The sequence below is a fragment of the Methylobacterium sp. E-045 genome, assembly GCF_022829685.1.
Taxonomy (GTDB): Bacteria; Pseudomonadota; Alphaproteobacteria; order Rhizobiales; family Beijerinckiaceae; genus Methylobacterium.
Window position 1 is genome coordinate 61,600 of the sequence record NZ_JAKSYE010000034.1, and the last position, 19,171, is coordinate 80,770.

General features: G+C 67.5%; 22 protein-coding genes. 12 read left to right on the forward strand and 10 right to left on the reverse strand.

Going from position 1 to position 19,171, the window contains the following annotated elements; translation table 11 throughout:
- Positions 1 to 124: 124 nt before the first annotated feature.
- Together MKK51_RS04220 and MKK51_RS04225 are read right to left on the reverse strand one after the other, a co-directional pair.
- Positions 125 to 571: a cupin domain-containing protein gene (locus tag MKK51_RS04220; protein ID WP_243975168.1), complete on the reverse strand. Its 447-nt coding sequence runs from the start codon at positions 569 to 571 to the stop codon at positions 125 to 127.
- A 119-nt stretch (positions 572 to 690) separates the two neighbouring features.
- On the reverse strand, positions 691 to 2,199 hold the full coding sequence (locus MKK51_RS04225) for a PLP-dependent aminotransferase family protein (protein ID WP_243975169.1): 1,509 nt from the start codon (positions 2,197 to 2,199) through the stop codon (positions 691 to 693).
- Between the two features lie 96 nt (positions 2,200 to 2,295).
- Between MKK51_RS04225 and MKK51_RS04230 the strand changes: the two genes are divergently transcribed.
- Positions 2,296 to 2,934, forward strand: coding sequence for an FMN-binding negative transcriptional regulator (locus tag MKK51_RS04230; RefSeq protein ID WP_243975171.1), 639 nt, complete (start codon positions 2,296 to 2,298; stop codon positions 2,932 to 2,934).
- Entirely contained in the window at positions 2,931 to 3,629 is a 699-nt protein-coding gene (locus MKK51_RS04235) for a GNAT family N-acetyltransferase (RefSeq protein WP_243975172.1), read from the forward strand. The genes MKK51_RS04230 and MKK51_RS04235 overlap by 4 nt, the downstream gene beginning before the upstream one ends.
- Positions 3,630 to 3,968: 339 nt before the next feature.
- Here the strand turns inward: MKK51_RS04235 and MKK51_RS04240 are convergent, their stop codons facing one another.
- From MKK51_RS04240 to MKK51_RS04250, 3 genes are all read right to left on the reverse strand, one after another.
- A complete protein-coding gene (locus MKK51_RS04240) occupies positions 3,969 to 4,274 on the reverse strand; it encodes a hypothetical protein (protein ID WP_243975174.1) in 306 nt (101 codons plus the stop codon).
- 211 nt (positions 4,275 to 4,485) lie between these two features.
- On the reverse strand, positions 4,486 to 4,896 hold the full coding sequence (locus MKK51_RS04245) for a DUF1236 domain-containing protein (RefSeq protein WP_243975176.1): 411 nt from the start codon (positions 4,894 to 4,896) through the stop codon (positions 4,486 to 4,488).
- 215 nt (positions 4,897 to 5,111) lie between these two features.
- Positions 5,112 to 5,855, reverse strand: a complete 744-nt coding sequence (locus MKK51_RS04250; protein ID WP_027171798.1) for a sigma-70 family RNA polymerase sigma factor — start codon at positions 5,853 to 5,855, stop codon at positions 5,112 to 5,114.
- A gap of 295 nt (positions 5,856 to 6,150) precedes the next feature.
- On the opposite strand from MKK51_RS04250, the gene MKK51_RS04255 reads away from it, so the two are divergent.
- Both MKK51_RS04255 and MKK51_RS04260 read left to right on the forward strand, forming a co-directional pair.
- Positions 6,151 to 6,918, forward strand: a complete 768-nt coding sequence (locus tag MKK51_RS04255) for a DJ-1/PfpI family protein (RefSeq protein WP_409565612.1) — start codon at positions 6,151 to 6,153, stop codon at positions 6,916 to 6,918.
- 192 nt (positions 6,919 to 7,110) lie between these two features.
- Positions 7,111 to 8,589 (forward strand): amino acid permease, encoded by a 1,479-nt coding sequence (locus MKK51_RS04260; RefSeq protein ID WP_243975177.1) that lies wholly within the window; start codon positions 7,111 to 7,113, stop codon positions 8,587 to 8,589.
- Here MKK51_RS04260 and MKK51_RS04265 read toward each other — a convergent pair.
- Together MKK51_RS04265 and MKK51_RS27355 are read right to left on the reverse strand one after the other, a co-directional pair.
- Positions 8,576 to 9,484, reverse strand: a complete 909-nt coding sequence (locus MKK51_RS04265) for an MBL fold metallo-hydrolase (protein ID WP_243975178.1) — start codon at positions 9,482 to 9,484, stop codon at positions 8,576 to 8,578. The genes MKK51_RS04260 and MKK51_RS04265 overlap by 14 nt on opposite strands.
- A 378-nt stretch (positions 9,485 to 9,862) precedes the next feature.
- Positions 9,863 to 10,873, reverse strand: a complete 1,011-nt coding sequence (locus MKK51_RS27355) for a polysaccharide pyruvyl transferase family protein (RefSeq protein WP_243975179.1) — start codon at positions 10,871 to 10,873, stop codon at positions 9,863 to 9,865.
- Between the two features lie 352 nt (positions 10,874 to 11,225).
- Between MKK51_RS27355 and MKK51_RS04275 the strand changes: the two genes are divergently transcribed.
- From MKK51_RS04275 to MKK51_RS04290, 4 genes are all read left to right on the forward strand, one after another.
- Positions 11,226 to 11,390: a hypothetical protein gene (locus MKK51_RS04275; RefSeq protein WP_243975180.1), complete on the forward strand. Its 165-nt coding sequence runs from the start codon at positions 11,226 to 11,228 to the stop codon at positions 11,388 to 11,390.
- Positions 11,387 to 11,710 (forward strand): hypothetical protein, encoded by a 324-nt coding sequence (locus MKK51_RS04280; RefSeq protein ID WP_243975181.1) that lies wholly within the window; start codon positions 11,387 to 11,389, stop codon positions 11,708 to 11,710. Before MKK51_RS04275 ends, MKK51_RS04280 begins: the two co-directional genes overlap by 4 nt.
- A gap of 133 nt (positions 11,711 to 11,843) precedes the next feature.
- Positions 11,844 to 12,002 carry a hypothetical protein gene (locus tag MKK51_RS04285; RefSeq protein WP_243975182.1) on the forward strand — a complete coding sequence of 53 codons (159 nt, stop codon included), beginning with the start codon at positions 11,844 to 11,846 and terminating at the stop codon, positions 12,000 to 12,002.
- 219 nt (positions 12,003 to 12,221) lie between these two features.
- The gene (locus MKK51_RS04290) at positions 12,222 to 12,473 is read left to right on the forward strand and encodes a hypothetical protein (protein WP_243975183.1); all 252 of its coding nucleotides are present in this window, start codon (positions 12,222 to 12,224) and stop codon (positions 12,471 to 12,473) included.
- 645 nt (positions 12,474 to 13,118) lie between these two features.
- Here the strand turns inward: MKK51_RS04290 and MKK51_RS04295 are convergent.
- The 3 genes from MKK51_RS04295 to ftsE form a co-directional block, all read right to left on the reverse strand.
- A complete protein-coding gene (locus MKK51_RS04295; RefSeq protein WP_243975184.1) occupies positions 13,119 to 13,805 on the reverse strand; it encodes a YdcF family protein in 687 nt (228 codons plus the stop codon).
- A gap of 270 nt (positions 13,806 to 14,075) precedes the next feature.
- Positions 14,076 to 15,041, reverse strand: a complete 966-nt coding sequence (locus tag MKK51_RS04300) for a cell division protein FtsX (RefSeq protein WP_243975185.1) — start codon at positions 15,039 to 15,041, stop codon at positions 14,076 to 14,078.
- Positions 15,041 to 15,739, reverse strand: a complete 699-nt coding sequence (gene ftsE / locus MKK51_RS04305) for a cell division ATP-binding protein FtsE (protein ID WP_243975188.1) — start codon at positions 15,737 to 15,739, stop codon at positions 15,041 to 15,043. Before ftsE ends, MKK51_RS04300 begins: the two co-directional genes overlap by 1 nt.
- Before the next feature lie 157 nt (positions 15,740 to 15,896).
- Here ftsE and MKK51_RS04310 point away from each other — a divergent pair, with 157 nt between their 5' ends.
- The 4 genes from MKK51_RS04310 to MKK51_RS04325 all read left to right on the forward strand — a co-directional run bounded on the left by MKK51_RS04310 (position 15,897) and on the right by MKK51_RS04325 (position 19,159).
- The gene (locus tag MKK51_RS04310; RefSeq protein WP_243975190.1) at positions 15,897 to 16,676 is read left to right on the forward strand and encodes a zinc-ribbon domain-containing protein; all 780 of its coding nucleotides are present in this window, start codon (positions 15,897 to 15,899) and stop codon (positions 16,674 to 16,676) included.
- 71 nt (positions 16,677 to 16,747) lie between these two features.
- Complete coding sequence (hpt, locus tag MKK51_RS04315; RefSeq protein ID WP_243975191.1) at positions 16,748 to 17,317, forward strand: hypoxanthine phosphoribosyltransferase; 570 nt, start codon at positions 16,748 to 16,750, stop codon at positions 17,315 to 17,317.
- 174 nt (positions 17,318 to 17,491) lie between these two features.
- Positions 17,492 to 17,857 (forward strand): response regulator, encoded by a 366-nt coding sequence (locus MKK51_RS04320; protein WP_243975192.1) that lies wholly within the window; start codon positions 17,492 to 17,494, stop codon positions 17,855 to 17,857.
- Between the two features lie 96 nt (positions 17,858 to 17,953).
- The gene (locus MKK51_RS04325) at positions 17,954 to 19,159 is read left to right on the forward strand and encodes an SMP-30/gluconolactonase/LRE family protein (protein ID WP_243975193.1); all 1,206 of its coding nucleotides are present in this window, start codon (positions 17,954 to 17,956) and stop codon (positions 19,157 to 19,159) included.
- The last annotated feature ends 12 nt before the right edge of the window (positions 19,160 to 19,171 follow it).

Here is a 19,171-nt window from a genome sequence, read left to right on the forward strand (position 1 = left end):
GGAGGAGCCACACCCTGCGATCCCCCCTCACCCTCGCCCGACCGGGCTCACGTCGCCTCCCGGCAAGGGGAGGACGACGTCCTCTCCCCGCCCGCGGGGAGAGGGGGGGGGGAGGGCGCGTCGCCTATTGTTGCTGGGCCTGCTGCGACTGGCGCATGAAGGTGTCGGGAGTGCCGGTCCCGTCCGAGACGAAGCGGATGTCGCGCGGCTCGCGCCGGGGCGTGTCGACGGAGAGGAACACCATCGGCTGCTCCAGGATCTCCGGCACGGAATGCACCACGCCGCGCTGGAACATCACCAGCTTGCCCGGCCCCACCTCCACCGGCGGCTCGTCGGCGAACTTCATCATGCACCGGCCCGAGAGCACGTAGAGATACTCGTCGCAGGAGGCGTGGCTGTGCGGCGGGGTCGGCGAATAGACCCGGAACACCCGCGCGCTCGCCGCCGGCTGATCGACGAAGCGGTGGTCGGCCACCATGGTGGAACAGGCCTCGGGCAGGGTCGCCACGGCGGCGGCGACGTCGAACACCGCGTGGGCGGCGGTGCTGGCGGGGGAGGGATCCTTGTCCATGGGCCTTCCTGAGGTTCGATCTGCCATTTACGGCGCAGGTTACCCGCTTTTCGCGCTCGCCCCAACGACGATGCTGCGAGGACCGGGGCTGCGAATGCGAGGCGTTGCGGGCGCTCCCGTCAGCGATCGGCCCGCAACGCCTCCGCCATACGCCGCACTACCGGCACGATGGCGCGTTCGGGGACGGAGGCGTAGCCGAGGAGGAGTCCCTGCTCGGCGCGTGCCGGATCGGCGAAATGCGGCGAGAGCGCCGTGGTGGCGATGCCGGCGCGGGCGCAGGCTTCCACCGCGCGGCGATCATCGAATTTCGCCCCGGCCACGGGGCGCGCCACCAGATGCATGCCGCCGTCGCGGGGCGGTACCGCGAGCACCCCACCGAGGAGATCGCGGGCCGACGCCACGAGGGCGGCCTGTCTCTCGCCATAGAGTCGCCGCGTCCGGCGCAGATGCGCCGCGAAATGGCCCTCCGCGATGAAGCGGGCCAGCGCGCCCTGCCCGAGGATCGAGGCGAAGCCGCCGCTGCCGGTGAGGGCGCGGCGCACCGGCTCCACCAGGGTCTGCGGCAGGACGAGATAGCTCATCTGCAACGCGGGCAGGAGCACCTTGGAGACGCTGCCGACGTAGAGGACGCGCCCGGCCCGGTCGAGGGCGTGGAGCGGCGCCAGCGGGCGTCCGGCATAGCGGTACTCGCCGTCGTAATCGTCCTCGACGATCCAGCCCTCCCGCGCCTCCGCCCAGGCGAGGAGGGCGAGGCGGTTCTCCAGGCTCATGGTGGCTCCGAGGGGATGGCCCTGGGCCGGTGTCACCACCGCGAGCCTCGCTCCGGGATCGAGGGACTGCGCCCGCGCGATCGAGAACCCCGCCGCATCGCACGGCACCGGGACCGTGCGCAGGCCCGCCGCGCCTAAAGCATGGGCGAGGCCGGGAAAGCCCGGCTCTTCCAGATAGGCCGCCTCGCCGGGCTCCAGCAGAAGCTCCGCCAGGAGACGCAGGCTCTGGCGGATGCTGCTCGTGACGATCACCGCCTCCTCGCTGCAGGCGACTCCGCGCCCGGCCGACAGATAGGCTGCCAGGGCGCTGCGCAGGCGTGGCTCGCCCAAAGGATGGAGCGAAGCGGGCGGGCCGGCGCGCCACTCGGCCTGGAGCAGGCGCGCCCAGGTTTCACGTGGAAACGCATCGAGGGCGGGCCGGCCGAGGGCGAAGGCGTCGGAGAGCGGGGCGGCCTCGCCTCGCGCTGCCGCCAGCGACGCCCCGCGCCGCGACAGCACGGGCGCCGCGGGAGAGGGGCCCGTGCGGCCCGCCACGCCCCGTGGGACGAGAAGGTCGTCGGGTAGGGTGTCGACCACGCGGGTGCCGGAACCGGGGCGCGTGGTGAGGTAGCCTTCGGCGACGAGTTGCTCGATGGCGAGGAGGATCGTGCCCCGCGCGCAGCCGAGATCCTCCGCGAGGGTGCGGGACGAGGGCAGGCGCTCTCCCGGCGGCAGGCGCCCCGACAGGATGGCGTCGCGCAGAGCCTCGCGCACCCGGCCGTGCAGGGAGGCATGACCGGCAAGTCCGCAGCCGCCCGGCGACGGGCCGAGGTCGAGCTGGAGCGGCAGGGCAGGGGGCCGTCTCGGGCTCGGTTTCAAACTGGTCCAGCCGGTTCGCGGAAACCGGATCTTCCGCGTGATCCGCTTCTCGTCAAGAGAAGACCGGCCGGGGATCCCGCCGGCGGGAGACGCGCCATGTACGAACCGCCGCATTTCCGGACCGAGGACGTCACGGCCCAGGCCGCCCTCATCCGTGCCTGTCCGCTGGGTCTGCTGGTGAGCGCCGGTGCCGGCGGGTTAATGGCGAACCCCGTTCCCTTCCTCCTCGATGAGGGCGCGGGCGGAGAGCATACGCTCCGGGCCCATCTCGCCCGCGCCAACCCGCAATGGCGCGACCTCGACGGCCTCGCCGAATGCCTCGTCGTGTTCCAGGGACCGGACCGCTACGTCACGCCCTCCTGGTACGCCACGAAGCGGGAGACCGGGAAGGTGGTGCCGACTTGGAACTACGTCACCGTCCAGGCGAGGGGCCGCCCGCGCGTCATCGAGGACGAGGTCTGGCTGCGACGCCAGATCGACGACCTCACGCGGATGCAGGAGGCGGGGCGGGACGCGCCCTGGTCGGTGGCGGATGCGCCGCCGGCCTTCACCGCCGCCCAGATCCGGGGAATCGTCGGCATCGAGATTCCGATTGCGCGGTTCACCGGCAAATGGAAGGTCAGCCAGAACCGCACGGAGGCGGACCGGGCCGGCGTCGCGGCCGGATTGCGCCGGGACGCGGGCGGGGGCGATGCCATGGCGGACCTCGTCGACAGGGTTGGAGTTCGGGCATGAGCGAGCGCGTGAATTCCTATGGCCAGCCGGTCGGCCCCGCCCTCGCAGGGTGGAGCCCGCCGCCGCCACCGCCGCGCGAGGCGCTGCAGGGCCGGTTCTGCCGGATCGAACCCCTCGACGCCGAGCGCCATGTGGGCGACCTCTTTTCCGCCCTGGCCCACGACCCGGCGCGCTGGACCTATCTGCCCGGAGAGCCCCCGGCGGACGAGGCCGAGTATCGTGCGCGACTGGCGGAGATCGCCCGCAGCCGCGACCCGATCCATCACGCCATCCTCGACGCCGCCACCGGCCGCGCCCTCGGCCTCGCGGCCTATCTCCGGATCGATCCGGCCCATGGCTGCATCGAGGTCGGCCATATCCAGTTCGGGCCCGGCCTCGCCCGGAATCCGGCCGGCACCGAGGCGATGGCCCTGATGATGGGCCGCGCCTTCGACCTCGGATACCGCCGCTACGAGTGGAAATGCGACAGCCTCAACGCGCCCTCCCGCGCGGCGGCCCTGCGTTACGGCTTCACCTTCGAGGGCATCTTCCGCAACGCGATCGTCACCAAGGGGCGCTCCCGCGACACGGCCTGGTTCTCGGTGACGGACGCGGACTGGCCCCGCCTGCGGCAGGCCTTCGCCGCCTGGCTCGCGCCGGAGAATTTTGATGATGCGGGCCGCCAGCGGCGGAGTCTTGCGGCCCTGCGCGGCTAGGGAAAGAGGCGGTGTTCGTAAGCTGTGCCGAAGGTCGGGGCGAGCGGCTTTACGGAAATGCGGCTCGGACGTTCTCGGTCTCAGCCATGACGAGTGGTTTCCCACCGCGGAAATCGTCGAGGCTCAGGCGCTCTTTCGATAAGGCCGCGAGCGCGAGACAGCCTTCGTGGGAGGTGCGTGGCAGCACGACCTCATTATGCGGCTTCTCGATCGAGAGCTCGTCTCTCGTAGAAGTCGGCAATTGGGCGCAGCCTGTGTGAAAACGCGTCGATCTGGCGAAAGCCGACCCAGATGCAGTCGATCCGGTCGAGTTTTGATCGTCGGTCCTTAGATCCGAGTTCAGATCGTCGTCGAAGGCGGTGCCTTCAGGTCGTCGAGGAGGCCATCCAGGGCCTGCTCGACCGCGCCGGTGCCTTCCTCATGGGTCTTCAGCCGGATTTCGAGACGGCGCAATTGCGGTGCGAACTCCTCCGGCACGGACGGATCGCCGAGGAACTTCGGTGCTTCGTCCTGGGTGGTGAAGACGGAGCGCAGCTGCTGGCCGAGATGATCCCGCACCGGCTCGGGCAGAGCCGGATCGACCTCGACGCCGCTGGCCTGTCCGGGGACAGGATCATCAATGCCGGTGATCGGATCGTTTGCCATATCGGGTATCTCCCTAATCAAGACCAATAACCAGTTGGGACGAAGAGTGTTGCGCGTGCCGACTCACAAATGTTGATGCTGCCCGATCCCGCGCCAGTATTTCCGGTGCTTCTCCTGCGAACCCTGCCGAATCTCTGATCCACGAAAAAGCCCCCGGTGCCGTGGCACCGAGGGCTCCTGCCGAACGATCAGCAACGACCGATGTTGACGATCAGTCGATGACCTCGACGATCCGGCGGCTGCGGTCCACCAGCACCGGGCGGTCGTTGACGATGGTGTAGCGCGCGCCGCGGGCATTGTACTCGGAGGGCACGTCGTAATAGGTCACGCCGGTGCCGGGCAGGGTCGCGCCGACGCGGACATCGCCGTCATAGGCGTAGGAGCTGTGACGCTCGCGGGTGACGTACTGGCGGAAGCGGGGACGGTCGTCGACACCCAGGATGCCGCCGACGGTTCCGGTTGCCGCACCGACGGCGCCGCCGACGATGGCGCCCAGCGGGCCGGCCGCATCCGCACCATCCTGCGCGCCACGCTCGGCGCCGCGCACGAGGCCCTGGGCCTGGGCGGCGAGGGGGAGGGACAGGGCAATCGCCGAAGCGGCGAGAAGGGTCCTGATGTTCATGATCGAGATCTCCGTATCCGATGACCCGCGAACGGTGACGCTCAGCGGGGTTCGGGGCAGTAACGCCCGATCTCCGGAAAGGGATGCCTCGAAAGTCGATTTTGCCGGATTGTCCCAGTCATGCCCCCGATCGGGGGACAGCGCTCCTCATGCGCCTGGCGTCGCAGAATGACGTCGCCCGGCGGCAGCCGATCCCGACTGCTCGGCGGATGGCGTCAGGCGTCCTTCGGCATGGCCGATTGGATCAGCCGGTCCGAACTGAGGTCTTCCTCGTCGTAGCCGAGCAGTTCGGCGAGGCGCCCGCGGGCACGGCTCACGCGGCTCTTCACCGTGCCGACCTTGCAGCCCATGATCGTGGCCGCCTCCTCGTAGGACACGCCCTCGGCGCCCACGAGGACGAGGGCCTCACGCTGGTCGGGCGGTAGTTTGGCGAGTGCCGTCTGCAGATCCTCCACGTCGAGGCGGTCGCCCTGGTGCGGCGCCGTCGCGAGGCGCGCCGCGTAGGACCCGTCCTGGTCCTCCACCTCGCGCACGCGCTTGCGGTGGTCCGAGTAGAAGATGTTGCGCAGGATGGTGAAGAGCCAGGCGTTCAGGTTCGTGCCCGGCTGGAACCGCGCGCGATGCTGCCAGCCCTTGAGGAGGGTGTCCTGTACCAGATCGTCCGAGCGGGCCGGATTGCTGGTGAGCGAGAGCGCGAAGGCCCGCAGCGACGGCACCGCCGCGAGCAGACCGTTGCGGAACTCGGGCTCCACCTGCTCGCCACGCGCCTTCAGGGCGGCTTCCAGCTTCTCGATCAGCTCGGCGAACCGCGTGGCCGGCTCGTCCGTGCCGAGGCGATCGTAGACCGTACGGAGCTGGTCTCCGAGATGGGAGCGAATGGTCGCCGTCAGGCTCGGCCGCCCGTCGCCGTTCGTGTCGCTCAAGCGGTCGGGGCTGGTGTCAAGGACGTCGCGTGTCATGGCTCGTCGTATTCTGATCGTTTGGCAGGAAATCGTCCGGTTCGGGCCGGCCGTATCGGATCGGTCCGCCTGACGTCGATGGCGAGGCCGTAGCATGTCACGGGGTTGTAGCGCATCCCACCCGGTCACGCATCCCGCCAAGCTGCGCATATGGCGAAGTACGCCGTTCGCGTCCACATGCGGCGGATAGCGTCGGCGACGTCGACATCTTGGTCACCACCCCAAGCTCTGCGGCCTCTCCTGGCGTCTTCGGTGGCCTATATGATCCGGTCGCTGCCATCGGGAGGGATCGTCCATGGATCGTCGCGCTTTCACCGCGAGCCTGACGGCGGCTGTCCTGTCCGGCCCAGGCGAGGCCGCCCGCGCGGCGGTGCCGGACCGGCCCCCCGTGCGGATCGCCATGCTGATGTTCCCCGGCATGACGGCGCTCGACCTCGTTGGCCCGCAGGCGATCCTGGCCGGGTTGGCCGGCGATCGCCTCCATCTCGTCGCCCGCGAAGCCGGACCGGTTCCGAGCGACACGGGCCTGACGCTCTCGGCGGACACCTCCTTCGAGACCTGCCCTCGCGATGTCGATGTGCTCTTCGTGCCGGGCGGCGATGCGACCCCTGGCCAGATGCGCGACGAAGCGACCCTGGCCTTCCTACGCGACCGGGCGGCCAGGGCGTCCTGGGTCACCAGCGTCTGCACCGGCTCGCTCATCCTCGGCGCGGCGGGACTGCTCGATGGCTATCGCGCCACCTCGCATTGGTGCGTGCGCGAGACTGTCCTGCCCAGCCTCGGCGCCATCCCGGTGAACCGGCGCGTGGTGGTGGACCGCGACCGGATCACGGCGGCGGGCATCTCCGCCGGCCTCGACTTCGCCCTCGTCCTGGCGGCCCGCCTGCGTGGCGACGACTATGCCAGGACGAGCCAGCTCGTGGCCGAATATGCGCCGGAACCGCCCTTCGCCGCCGGCACGCCCGAGACTGCCGGGCCGGACGTCGCCGCCCGCGCCGGAGCCATCCTCAAGGACCTGGCGGACGGCTCGCTCGCGGCCGCAGCGAGGCACACGCCTCGGTGAGGGCCAGAGCGCTCGGGGCCTGCCGCAGCAGGTTGCTCTCCGTCTCTTCGTGCGATGGCCTCCACGCGACGGCGCGTCATTGTTCCGGAACCTCGTTGAATGGCCAAGGTTTAGCCCATGGCGGGAAAGCTGCATGACCGCAATGCGCTGGACGCCGGACATTCCCGCTCCCACCATGAAGGGCATCGATCCATGGCGTCAGGCCTCGCAGGCGATCTCACCCGGACGAAATCCCTCGAGCGACTGAATGCCGATGCCGAAGGGGGTGAGCACAAGCTCGAGCGCAGCCTCGGCCCCTGGAGCCTCGTTGCCCTCGGCATCGGCGCGGTGATCGGAGCCGGCCTGTTCTCCCTCACCGGCATCGCGGCGGCCGAGCATGCCGGCCCCGCTGTGGTGATCTCCTTCGCCATCGCATCGATCGCCTGCGCCTTTGCCGGCATGTGCTACAGCGAACTCGCCGGCATGATCCCCGTGGCGGGTTCGGCCTATACCTACGCCTATGCCACCATGGGCGAGTTCGTCGCCTGGATCATCGGCTGGGATCTCGTGCTCGAATACGCTGTCGGCGCGGCCACCGTTTCGGTGAGCTGGTCGAGCTACGTCACCCGGTTCCTGCGGGACACCCTCGGCATCAACCTGCCGCCCAGCCTCGTCAATTCCCCCTTCGAGACCTACACGGTCGACGGGGTGACGGCGCATGGCCTCGTCAACCTGCCGGCCATCCTCATCATCGTCGCCGTCTCGGCCCTCTTGATGATCGGCATCCGCGAATCTGCCCGCGTCAATGCCGTCGTCGTGGCGATCAAGCTCGCGGTGGTGGCGGTCGTGGTGGGGGTCGGCCTGTTCTACATCAAGGCGCAGAACTACGTGCCGTTCATCCCCGAGAATACCGGTACGTTCGGCGAGTACGGCTGGAGCGGCATCATGCGCGGTGCCGGCGTCGTGTTCTTCGCCTATATCGGGTTCGATGCGGTCTCGACGGCGGCGCAGGAGGCCAAGAACCCCCAGCGCAACATGATGATCGGCATCCTCGGGTCGCTGGCCATCTGCACGGTGATCTACATCGCCTTCGCCGGCGTGCTCACCGGCCTCGTCCATTACGACGCCATGAAGGGCGATGCGGCGCCGGTGAACACGGCCATCGCGCAAACCCCGTTCCCCTGGCTGAAGAGCCTCGTGACCCTCGGCGTCATCGCCGGCTTCTCCACCGTGATCCTGGTCCTGCTGCTGGGCCAGAGCCGCGTGTTTTATTCCATGAGCCAGGACCGGCTGCTGCCGGGCTTCTTCTCGAAGATCCATCCGACCTGGAAGACCCCTTACCGCTCGAACCTGTTCTTCATGGTGTTCACCAGCGCGCTCGGCGGATTCCTGCCGATCAGCCAGCTCGGCCACATGACCAGCATCGGCACCCTGCTCGCCTTCATCCTGGTCTGTGCGGGGGTCATCATTCTGCGTCGGACCCAGCCCGACGCGCGCCGGGATTATCGGACCCCTCTGGTGCCGTTGGTGCCGATCCTCGGCATCGTCAGCTGCCTCGCCATGATGGTGTCCCTCGACGGACAGACCTGGCTGCGACTGCTCGCCTGGCTCGTGGTAGGACTGGTGATCTACTTCGCCTGGAGCCGGCGCAACAGCCGCCTGGGACGGGAGGAGGCCGTCAGGCCGTCTTGATCAGGGATAGATGCCGGCCGTCACGGGCCGGCTCCGTCGTCTCGCCCACGGCGACCATCTGGCGTTCGCGCGCGATGAAGGCGGTCGGCATGACGGCCTGCATCTCCGTCTCCACGCTGCGCAACTGCGCATCGCCATGGGACGGATGCAGATGAATGATCGCCAGAGCCTTCACCCCAGCCGCCTGCGCCAACTCGACGCCCTTCTGCCACGTGGAATGACCCCAGCCGCAGCAGCGCGGATATTCGGTCTCCGTGAACATGCCGTCGTAGACGAGGAGGTCGGCACCCTCCACGAAGCGGCGCAGGGCCTCGTCGGGCCAGGGATCGGAATGCTCGATGTCGCTGATGATGCAGAGGCGCTTGCCCGCATGCTCGAAACGGTAGCCCACCGACCCTTGTGGATGGTTGAGCAGGATGGTGTCGACCCGCGCGCCGTCGGCGAAACTCAGCGACTCGCCCGCCTTGAATCCGTGATGGGCGAAGGTGCACGGGATGACGTCCAGCGTCACCGGAAACAGCGGCGGCGAGAACAGCCGGTCGAGGGTCGCCTTGGCGCTGTCCCCGTCGAGGTTGCCGCAATAGGTGTTGATCGTCCGCTCGGGGTTGAAGACGACCGGTTTGAAGAACGGCAGGCCGGCGGTGTGGTCGAGATGGAGATGGCTGAACAGGAGATCGATCTCCTTGGGCAGCGCCTCACGATGGTGCAGGCCGCAGGCGTTGAGACCGGAGCCGGCATCGACCATGAACAAGCGCGTGCCGCAGCGAATTTCCATGCAGGGAGTATTGCCTCCGAACTCGGCATAATCCGGCCCGCTGACCGGCGTGGAACCTCGTACGCCCCAGAAGCGTAGGGAGAGGCCGTCCTCAGCCGAGGTCGTGTGCGTCATGGTCATCGTTCGACTACCGATTGCCCGATCTGCCTGAGATCCGGTGCCTTTCGGCGCACCGATGCGGCCCGTTCCTCGCAAGAACGGTCACAAGCAGGTTGCCAGGATCGAAGTGGGATTGACCATCAGGTAGTCAGCCGCTTTCGACATCGATGTGCGGCCACGCACACAGCTTTGACGATGGGATTCTGCGCTAAGCCCGCTGTTGCCCGATTTTTTTCGAGTCGGGCCAGAGCATTCTGGGCCCGCGTCGCCGAGCGATCGACGGACGAGACCCACGCCTCGGGATTGCCCACCGAAACGCCCTCGGGAGGGCGTAAGGAGAGCGACCTCCGCGGCCCTGAGAGGGGCCGATCCTGGGAGCCGGAAATCTGGCCCTGGCGTTCAGCTGTTCAACCGGACGGGGAAGGGGAACGCCGCCCGGAGGGCCTTCGTGTCGATCGGCGACGGCGGCAGAACGCATTTGCGTGCCTCGAGCCAGCCCAGGTCGGTGAAGCGCGGCGGGACGCCGAGAGCCGGATCATCGAGACCGACCGAGAGCTTGTAATCCCGCATCTTGAACGAATCCTCCGCGCTCTCCGTGTCGCTCGTCACATTGAGCGACTGACAGGGAACACCGTAGGCGTGGGAAACGATGAGGCCGTGGAGCGAGGTCGAGACGATCTCATCGCAGCTCATGATGTCTCTGATGACACCTTCGATCTCGTCGAACGTGACCGATAGCAGTGAGATGATCTTGATGTGATCTGCATCGAGCTTCTCGATGGCGGCCCGGAACATCCCTTCCTGCAGCACGTGCGGAATGATACCGATCTTGTGGGTCTTGGGCACATTCGGCGCATACAGTTCCGGCAGCAGGACCGCGGCATCGCCGTAGATCTCCGGGCATTCCCCGCCGCTGGCAATCACTGCCGCACGCGAGAGCGGGCCGCGCACGGCGCTGTAGATCGCGGTCGGGCAGAGCGGGTCGCTGTCGCGCGGCATGCCGGTTCCCCATACGCGGGTGCCGGGACGGGCGAATTTGGCGATGCTGCCGATGCAGAGGCCTTCCGCCTTGCTGGAGGCCACCCAGCGCGGCATCACACCAAAGGCGTGCCAGAGAACGTAAGGGGTGAGGATGTCACCGAAATTGCCGGGATAGGGACTGCGCATCCACCACACTTTGGGGCGGTATTTCTCCTCGAGGCCGGCTTCGGCTGCCAACTCGTCGAAGCTGCGCAGGGTGCGGAACGCCGTGACGAAGGAGCCCCATCTCTGCTCCGACTCGGCGAGAAGATCGTTCTCCAGCTTGATGAACGCGTCCGTATCGCCTTCCCGGAGATGGGCGTGGAATGCCTTTGCCGCCGCCTTTTCGGCCTGGTTGTCCCGACCTTCGAGCTCTTCCTGGTTCGACACTCGATTTCTCCAACCTTGGTCGTCGGCGCAATGCGAGGCTTATCGTCTTGGAGACGATCAGAGTCGAGACCGTTGCCCGAGAGCCGCCGCTCCCTGTCATGGACGGGTGTGGGGGCGACTCCCCTCGAACGCTGGTCCGCGGTGCCTTCGACGTCCCGGGCCCCTCAAGGAAGCAGGCGCTGAGGATTCATAGACTAGAATAGATATAAATCAAATCTGATGGCTTGGCGAGTTATGTAAGATTTATACTCTTTCCAATATTCGCCAATACGCTTGATTGATCGCTCGACTTGCTTCTTTATGTCTTCTATCGGGGCATTGCGGGATGTGGAGGTCGGTCAAGATGGAACGGATGCTGGAACTGATCCGGGGCTATGTACGATTGGCATGGTGGGACGGTTGCGCCGTCGACCTGCGTCTGCACCGCATCGCCGACTTCGTGGATTTCCTCGCCGCCGCGCAGGAGCCGCGGCTGATGCCCGAACCGATCCCGGACATAAGAGGAGAGATCGCGTGAGCGCCGTCCGTTCGTCTCGGCCTTGTATCGAGCCGCCCAAGGAAGGAAGCGAGCTGGACGAAGCGTTGCGCCGCGCCTTCTGGACCAGCCTGCACCGACAACCTCTCCCGGCGCTCCAGGCGCTGGCAGTGGCGGCGCGCGCCATCGGGACGCTGTATCGACAGATTGCCGAGGCCCACGACGGCCCGGGCGGCTGCGCTTGCGGATGGGAGCCCGATCCCGACAGCGATCTCATCGTGCTCGAGGCCAATCTGGCGGCCGCCCTGCTCAAACCGCCGGAAATGGACCTCGCTCACATGACAACGCTCGGGAGGGCGTGACGGCAACCGTGCCGGCCTGATTGAACCGTGGCCTGGGTCTCCCCGTCAGCGACTTCCCTCAATGCGTCGCGTGAGGGATTGGTTAACCCCCTCCCGCCCATGATCCGCCCGGCCCCTAACGGCGGAGGTGGGAATGGACGTGATCTACCGCGGTCTCGAAACGTCGCTCCTCGGGCTGGCGCTTATTCTCGGGATCGCAGCCCTGACCCTCCCCTCTCTGGCACCCCGCATCCTCGGCGCCCCGGAGCTTGCCGTGACCCTGCCGCTGCTCAGCGTCACCGCTGGAGGTTGACGTCAATCACGGGATGGCTGCCGCGCTTCCGACGGGCCATCGTGATCGTGACGGTGCGAAGCCACATAACCAGCAACGCATCTTAACTATTTGGGTGCGGCGCGTCATCGCGCTGCAACCGTTTCGCCCTCACGCGACTTTACAGACCAATCGCTGCGGTTAGCGCAACGACTTGGGTCTGGATGGCGCTTCGAAAATCGGAGCGCGGGCAGGGTTGCGATGACGAAACGATTCGGGCTTTTCACCGGAATGGGCGTTGCGCTCCTCATCGGTGCGTCCTCCCTCTCCGCCGAAGCGATGCCCGGGACCGAGGGATCTTCGACCACCCCACCCCACCGGGATGCGGAAGTTGGCAAAGTCGCCCTGACGGTCGAGGCGGAGGACGATACGCTCGCCTGCACCAAATCGCGCAAGCGCTTGTTCGTCGATGGCGAGGGTTGGATCGTCCGCCGCGTCACCACCTGCCGCTAGAACGATTGCCTCCCTCTTTCGATGACGCCGTGTGGGCGTCGAGGTCAGTGTCCCGAAGGTCGCGCGACATCGTCTCTCCGTACTCTTCCTCCCTGTTCTCTCACCGGTTTTAGGCAGGATCATGCTTTGCATGCCGTCCGATCGCGGACCGGATCCAGGCAAGGAGGCTGGCATGTCGCCGATGCTGAGACGATCGATGCTGGGATGCGGTCTGGCGCTTGCCCTCATGGCGGCGCCGACGGCCTACGCGCAGGATGTCGTCACCTCGGGCTACGGTCATCCCGGTAGGCCTCACGCGCGGTTCGATGAGAGCTACGCCGGCCCCTACGTTGTTGCGTCCACTTTTGCTGCGTCGCGGCCGCCCTTGCCTCGACCGACCGAACTGGTCCCGAGCGCCTGGGGCTATGGGACCTACGGGATTCCCACCGCGACCGGCATCCGTCCTGCGCCCGTCGGAACGCCTACCCTCTACGTGATCGATACAATGCCCGGCGCGAGGCATCGGGCTCGCAACCCCGGCCCTAAGATATTGTCGCGGGGAGGACGAAGCCCGGCCGCGACAGCCATCGCTTCGCAGATGCAGACCGGAGCGAAGATCGTCACGGTGCCTCTCGGGCGACACGCTTCCCGCTGAGGGGGGGAGCGTCAATACTGCGCGCGCAGGATCGTCTCGGAGACGAGCTTGATCGGCTTTCCGCGTCCCATCATGATCGCCGCCCGGGATTGCTCCGGATCGGACTCGAACCGCGTCCGCAGCCAAGCGACGAGGAATTTCAGGTATTCCGAGCCTATGAGCCTCGCCGTTCCGGGGTGGCGCCACCAGCGATCGGCATCGAAGCCGTCCGCGATCACGGGGTGGGGCAGGACACGATCCTTGCCCATCAGGGCGTGGTCGAGTTCCACCAGGGTCCGGGGCATGTGGTAGTTCGAGGTCACCACCGCGACGGTGTTGAACCGGTGCTGGCGCATCCAGCGACGGGTCTCGATGGCGTTGCCGATCGTATTGCGGGCCCGGTAATCGAGGTCGACGCAGCACTCGATCCAATGGCGCTGGCTCGGGTTGAGCCGGGCAATCTCATCGCGGCTCGTCCGCTCATTGACGCCGGTGATCAGCAGGCGCCGGCCATAACCGCCGGCAAGAAGGTCGATGGCGTCGCCGATACGCTGTGCACCGCCCGTAAGGACGACAATTCCGTCTGCTCGGCCGTCGAGAGTGCGCTCGTCACGGGCGATGGATTCAGCGAAGAGCAGGAACCCGGTAACGAGCGCCAAGGCGGCGACGGTACCAAGGCCGAGGGCGACATAGCCGAGGCGCTGTAGTCTTGGAGACATCACCGTTGCGATCCGTGCGGGGGGCACCGACGATTCCGCTCGACCTCGTGGCCAGACCCAACCGAACGCCTCCGTTGGGCGAGTGGTGCCAAGTCCTGACATCCGCGTGGCCATTCTCCGAAGGTAGTGCCGAATGCGGCATCCGCGAGGCGATACTTCCGCCTTTAACGGTTTACGGATCGTTAACGCGACCGGGAGGCGGTATTCGGAACCCATGCGACGTCATGCGGACGGTCGCGTAGGGACGTATCCCGCGCCCGAAAGCCGGCTTCAACGCAGGAAGCGTCGAACCGTCAGCCGCGACACGACGCCGGTGACCACCGAGGCGATCACGCCGATGAGCAGAACGGCGGCGTAGCCGCGCCAGCCGATATGGAAGGCGCCGAACAGGGCCTCGATCTCGTCGCCGGCCGGCCCCGAGCGCCAGAGCCGGGCGAACAGTCCCGCGAGCGCGAAGACCGCCAGTGCCAGGCAAGAGCCGATGATTCCACCGCGCAGGCCAAGGCGGAAGAAGCGGCGCTGGAAGGCGCGAGCGATGAAATCGTCGTTCGCGCCGACGAAGTGCAGCACCTCCACCACTTCCCGGTTGCCGGCCATGGCGCCGCGCGTGGCGAACACCACGGCAAGGCCGGTGGCGATAAGCACGAGGGCGACGATCCCGATGCCGACGCCGACGAAGGTGTTGGCCATGGTCGAAAGCCGCTGAAGCCACAGGGCATGGTCGTCGAGGCTCGCCACACCCGGCATGGCTTCGCCGAGCGCGCTCCGCAGTCCCTTGAGGTCGGGGGCAGGGGATTCCGCGAGCTTCAGGGTCACGAGCCGCGGAACCGGCAGGTCGGAGAGGTCGAGACCGCTGCCGAGCCAGGGCTCGAGCAGGCGTTCGGCTTCGGCCTTCGAGAAGATCCGCGTCGCGGCAATTCCGGGCGTCGCCTTTGCCAGCCCGTCGGCCTTGGCCACATCGGCGTCGATGTCGCGGCCGGCGCTCGGCCTCACCTGGATCGTCACCTCCTGCGCAACGCTGCCCTGCCATTGGTCGGCGCTTGAGGCGACGATCTCCGCCGCCCCGGCACAGAGAGCCGCCAGGAAGGTCAGGATGGCGATGACCGCGGCGAGCGCCCGGCTCGCGGCGGAGTCGGTGGGGACGAGGGGGGCGTTGCGTCGCAGGGTCGCTGGAAGCGCCTCCCTGTCGGGCGCGACAATTGTCGAGGGATGCGGGGGGGGGCTTACCTGGCCCATCAGCGTTCGATCTGCAGCCGGCCCTGACCCAGGACGAGCCGGGGGGCGTCGACGAGGTCCATCAGGCCGAAATCGTGGGTGGCGATCAGGACCGAGGTTCCGAGCCGGTTGAGTTCGATGAACAGTCGCAGCAGCCGCCGGCCGAGGCCGGGATCGACGTTGCCGGTGGGTTCGTCGGCGAGGAGAAGGTCGGGCCGGGCGATGAGCGCGCGGGCGATCGCCGCGCGCTGCTTCTCGCCACCGGACAGAAGCGGCGGCAGGACGTGCATGCGTTCGCCGAGGCCGACCCAACGCAGGAGTTCCACCACCTCGGCGCGGTAGCTCGTTTCCGAGCGGCCCTGGACGCGCAAGGGCAGGGCGACGTTCTCATAGGTGGTGAGGTGGTCGAGCAGGCGGAAATCCTGGAACACGATACCCATCCGCCGCCGGAGGCCGGTGAGCGCCTCGTTGGAAATATCGCTGACCTCTTCCCCGAACACGGAAACCAATCCGCGCGTCGGCCGCACCGAGAGCAGGATCAGGCGCAACAGGGTGGTCTTCCCCGCGCCGGAGGGGCCGGTGAGAAACTGGAACGACCGCGGAGCGATCTGGAAGCTCACGTCGCTCAGCACTTCCGGACCGAGGCCGTAGCGCATCCCGACATTCTCGAACTGGACCACGGGCTCCTCGACGCCCGACAGGAGGCTGTCACCGGTCACGCGAGATTTCCGGATCCGTCGATGCCCGATTCTGCTGACAAACGTCCGCTCCCATTCTGCCGCTTCACGGAGGATTAACCGCTTTCGGCGATGACGGTGTGAGTCTTTTTCACCGAGCCGGCAACTGCCGATCGAGAATTCGAGGCGTCGATTCGCCATGCTGATCGTCTGCCCGTCCTGCGCAAGCGAATACGACGTGGCGACCGACAGGGTCGGCGTCGAGGGCCGCTCGGTGCGCTGCGCCGCCTGTCGCGAAACCTGGTTCATCTCACCCGACGAGGTCGCGGCCGCCCTCGCCGAGGAGATGGCCGAGATCCAGGCGGCGATGGGCTCGGTGGAGGGGCGTGGCGCGGCGCAGGCCGATCTCGATGCATGGGAAGCCGCGCTGGCCGAGGAGGCTCAGTCCGCAGCCGTGGATCCGGTGCCGGAGGAGAAACCGGTCCGCAAGGTCCGCGGGCGGACGCCGCCAAAGACCCGATGGGGCGCCCTGTCGCCGGCCGCCGCCTTCGGGCTCGCCCTGCTGGCAGGCATTCCCCTGGCGCTTCTCGCGCGCAGCACCGTCGTGCGAGCCATGCCCCAGAGCGCTGCGCTCTACGCCCGGATCGGCATGCCGGTGAACCTGCGCGGCATCGAGATCCGCGATCTCGCGGCGTTCCAGACCCAGGGCGAGGGGGCCGTCGCCCAACTCGTCATCGAGGGCGACCTCGTCGGCGTGGCGGGCAGCTCCGTCCCGGTGCCACCGATCGAGGTGGAGGTGCGGGACGGGCAGGGGCAGGCGATCTACCGCTGGACCGTGGCGCCGCCGCGTTCCAGCCTGGACGATCGCGAGACGGCCCGTTTTCGGGCGAGTTTGTCGGCTCCTCCGGCGCAGGGGCGGACGATCAAGGTCGGATTCGCGCCGGAACGCGGGGCGCCCGAACCGGATCCGGAGCGATGAAACTGCGCCATCGCGCGTCCCCGGGAGCGAAATCCGATGCCAGCCGATCCGGCGCGTGGTAGGGAGATCGTATGACCAGTCCGACCCGACGCGTCCGCGTCCTCTTCGACGAAACCGCCATCGCGAACCGCAACGAGGAGCTGGCCGCGGCCATCGTCGCGGCCAAGCCCGAGAACCTCCTCGTCGTGGCGGTTCTCAAGGGGAGCTTCATGTTCGCGGCCGACCTGCTGAGGGCGCTGCACCGCTCCGGCCTGTCACCGCAGGTCGAGTTCGTCCACCTGTCGAGCTATCGCAGCGGCACGGTCTCCTCGGGGCAGGTGGAGATCCTGCGCGACGTGGAGAGCGAGGTTCGCGGCCGCGACGTCCTCCTCGTGGACGACATCCTGGAATCGGGACGCACCGTCGTCTTCGCCAAGGATCTGCTCATGGCGCGCGGCGCCAAGCGGGTCCTGACCGCCGTCCTGCTCGAGAAGCCGGGCAAGCGGGCGGTGACCATCGATGCCGATTTCGTCGGATTCACCTGCCCCGACGTGTTCGTGGTGGGCTACGGCATGGATGTCGCCCACGAATATCGTCAGCTCCCCTTCGTCGGCCTGGTCGACCACGTGAGCAGCGATCCGGACCTGTTCGGCGGCACCTGAGCCCGCCCTCCGGCCAAGCGAAGCCGGCGATCGGGCCTTCCCGCGACGTGAGGGCGACAATTGCGCGCGGCCGGGCATCGCGGAACATTTGCATATCATTTGATGCAAAGCGGCTCTTGACATCGCGGCAAGGTCGAAGCGCAGTCTGGGCGATCCAGAAGAGATAGAGAGTTGATGGCACGAATCCTCCTCGTTGACGATGAAGAGCCCGTGCGCGGCTTCCTGAAACGGGGCCTGGAAATCGACGGGCATTCCGTCGTGACGGCGTCGGACGGGAGCGACGGGCTCGATCGGCTGACGGAGGCGGATGGTGCATTCGATCTGATGCTCACCGATATCCGCATGCCGCTGATGGACGGCATCGCCCTCGCTCTGGCGGCCAAGCGCGATTTTCCTGCTTTGACGATCCTCCTGATGACGGGGTTTGCCGACCAGCGCGAGCGGGCCCGTGGCCTCGACGCCATCGTCACCGACGTGCTGACGAAGCCGTTCTCCTTGGCCGACCTGCGCTCCACAGTGAAGCGCGCGCTCGCCGCCTGAACGGCCCACACGATCGCGAAATTTCGATGAAGCTTGGCCGCCGGTCCTTGCGTTGCCGAAGGGAGTGTTTCCTCCTCCCCTCGCGACGAGTACCCCATGATGTCATCGACGACGACCCGCGCCGCCCTGGCCGTCCTGCTCCTTTCCGGCACGATCGTATCCGGGGTCGCCGCGGCTGAAGCCCAGGTCGGTCCTGCCGCCGGCACACTCACCAAGGTCGCCAGCTTCGAGCATCAGGTCACCGGCGTCACCGTCTCCAAGGATGGCCGCGTCTTCGTGAACTTTCCGCGCTGGACCGAGGACAGCGCCGTCTCGGTCGCCGAGGTGAAGGACGGCCGGATCACCCCCTTCCCCGATGCCGAGTGGAATTCCTGGCGCAACGCCCGCAAGGACGAGGTTTCGGCGGGGGACCACTGGATCTGCGTCCAGAGCGTGGTGGCGAGTCCGGACGGCAATCTCTGGGTGCTCGATCCGGCCGCGCCCGCCATGGCGGCGGTGGTGAAGAACGGGCCGAAGCTCGTGGAGATCGACCTCAAGACCAACAAGCCCGCCCGGACCATCGCCTTCGACGAGGCCGTGGCGCCGCAGGGGTCCTACCTCAACGACGTCCGCTTCTCGCCGGACGGAAAGACGGCCTATCTCACCGACTCGGGTGCGAGCGGCGCCCTCGTCGTAGTCGATCTCGCCAGCGGCAAGGCCCGTCGCCTCCTCGACGGCGATCCGACGACGCAACCCGACGCGAGCGTCACCGTTACCTACGAGGGCAAGCCCCTGCGGCGGCCCGATGGGCGCGGCGTGGAATTCGCCGCCGACGGCATCGCCCTCTCGCCCGATGGCGGCACTCTCTACTGGCAGGCGATCAAGGGGCGGACCCTCTACAGCCTGCCGACATCCGCGCTCACCGGCTGGCTGACCTCGTCGCTCGTGCCGGAGGCACTCAGCGACAGAAGCCTGTCGGGCAAGGTGGAGACGGTGGGCGACAACGGCCCGGCCGATGGCCTCATCATCTCGCGCAAGGACGGGCGGATGTACGTCACGTCGCCCCAGGACGACTCGATCAAGGTCCGCGACCTGTCCGCCAAGGGCTCGGCCCTTACGACCCTGATCCAGGACAAGCGCCTGCGCTGGCCCGATACCTTCGCCGAAGGACCGGACGGAACCCTCTACGTGACGACCTCGCGCATCCAGGATTCGGCTTTCTACAAGTCCGACGCCCCGGCGGCCCTGCCCACGGACCTGTGGAGCATCAAGCCCTCGGCGAGCGATGCCACCGGCTCGACGACAAGCCCATCCGCCCGCTGAGTCCGAAGGCCC

What these genes read in the sequence shown, in the direction of transcription:
- MKK51_RS04220 (WP_243975168.1), bottom strand. Translation starts at nt 571, where the DNA reads ATGGACAAGGATCCCTCCCCCGCCAGCACCGCCGCCCACGCGGTGTTC.
- MKK51_RS04230 (WP_243975171.1), top strand. Translation starts at nt 2,296, where the DNA reads ATGTACGAACCGCCGCATTTCCGGACCGAGGACGTCACGGCCCAGGCC.
- MKK51_RS04235 (WP_243975172.1), top strand. Translation starts at nt 2,931, where the DNA reads ATGAGCGAGCGCGTGAATTCCTATGGCCAGCCGGTCGGCCCCGCCCTC.
- MKK51_RS04240 (WP_243975174.1), bottom strand. Translation starts at nt 4,274, where the DNA reads ATGGCAAACGATCCGATCACCGGCATTGATGATCCTGTCCCCGGACAG.
- MKK51_RS04245 (WP_243975176.1), bottom strand. Translation starts at nt 4,896, where the DNA reads ATGAACATCAGGACCCTTCTCGCCGCTTCGGCGATTGCCCTGTCCCTC.
- MKK51_RS04250 (WP_027171798.1), bottom strand. Translation starts at nt 5,855, where the DNA reads ATGACACGCGACGTCCTTGACACCAGCCCCGACCGCTTGAGCGACACG.
- MKK51_RS04255 (WP_409565612.1), top strand. Translation starts at nt 6,151, where the DNA reads ATGGATCGTCGCGCTTTCACCGCGAGCCTGACGGCGGCTGTCCTGTCC.
- MKK51_RS04260 (WP_243975177.1), top strand. Translation starts at nt 7,111, where the DNA reads ATGGCGTCAGGCCTCGCAGGCGATCTCACCCGGACGAAATCCCTCGAG.
- MKK51_RS04265 (WP_243975178.1), bottom strand. Translation starts at nt 9,484, where the DNA reads ATGACCATGACGCACACGACCTCGGCTGAGGACGGCCTCTCCCTACGC.
- MKK51_RS04275 (WP_243975180.1), top strand. Translation starts at nt 11,226, where the DNA reads ATGCTGGAACTGATCCGGGGCTATGTACGATTGGCATGGTGGGACGGT.
- MKK51_RS04285 (WP_243975182.1), top strand. Translation starts at nt 11,844, where the DNA reads ATGGACGTGATCTACCGCGGTCTCGAAACGTCGCTCCTCGGGCTGGCG.
- MKK51_RS04290 (WP_243975183.1), top strand. Translation starts at nt 12,222, where the DNA reads ATGACGAAACGATTCGGGCTTTTCACCGGAATGGGCGTTGCGCTCCTC.
- MKK51_RS04295 (WP_243975184.1), bottom strand. Translation starts at nt 13,805, where the DNA reads ATGTCTCCAAGACTACAGCGCCTCGGCTATGTCGCCCTCGGCCTTGGT.
- MKK51_RS04300 (WP_243975185.1), bottom strand. Translation starts at nt 15,041, where the DNA reads ATGGGCCAGGTAAGCCCCCCCCCGCATCCCTCGACAATTGTCGCGCCC.
- MKK51_RS04310 (WP_243975190.1), top strand. Translation starts at nt 15,897, where the DNA reads ATGCTGATCGTCTGCCCGTCCTGCGCAAGCGAATACGACGTGGCGACC.
- hpt (WP_243975191.1), top strand. Translation starts at nt 16,748, where the DNA reads ATGACCAGTCCGACCCGACGCGTCCGCGTCCTCTTCGACGAAACCGCC.
- MKK51_RS04320 (WP_243975192.1), top strand. Translation starts at nt 17,492, where the DNA reads ATGGCACGAATCCTCCTCGTTGACGATGAAGAGCCCGTGCGCGGCTTC.
- MKK51_RS04325 (WP_243975193.1), top strand. Translation starts at nt 17,954, where the DNA reads ATGATGTCATCGACGACGACCCGCGCCGCCCTGGCCGTCCTGCTCCTT.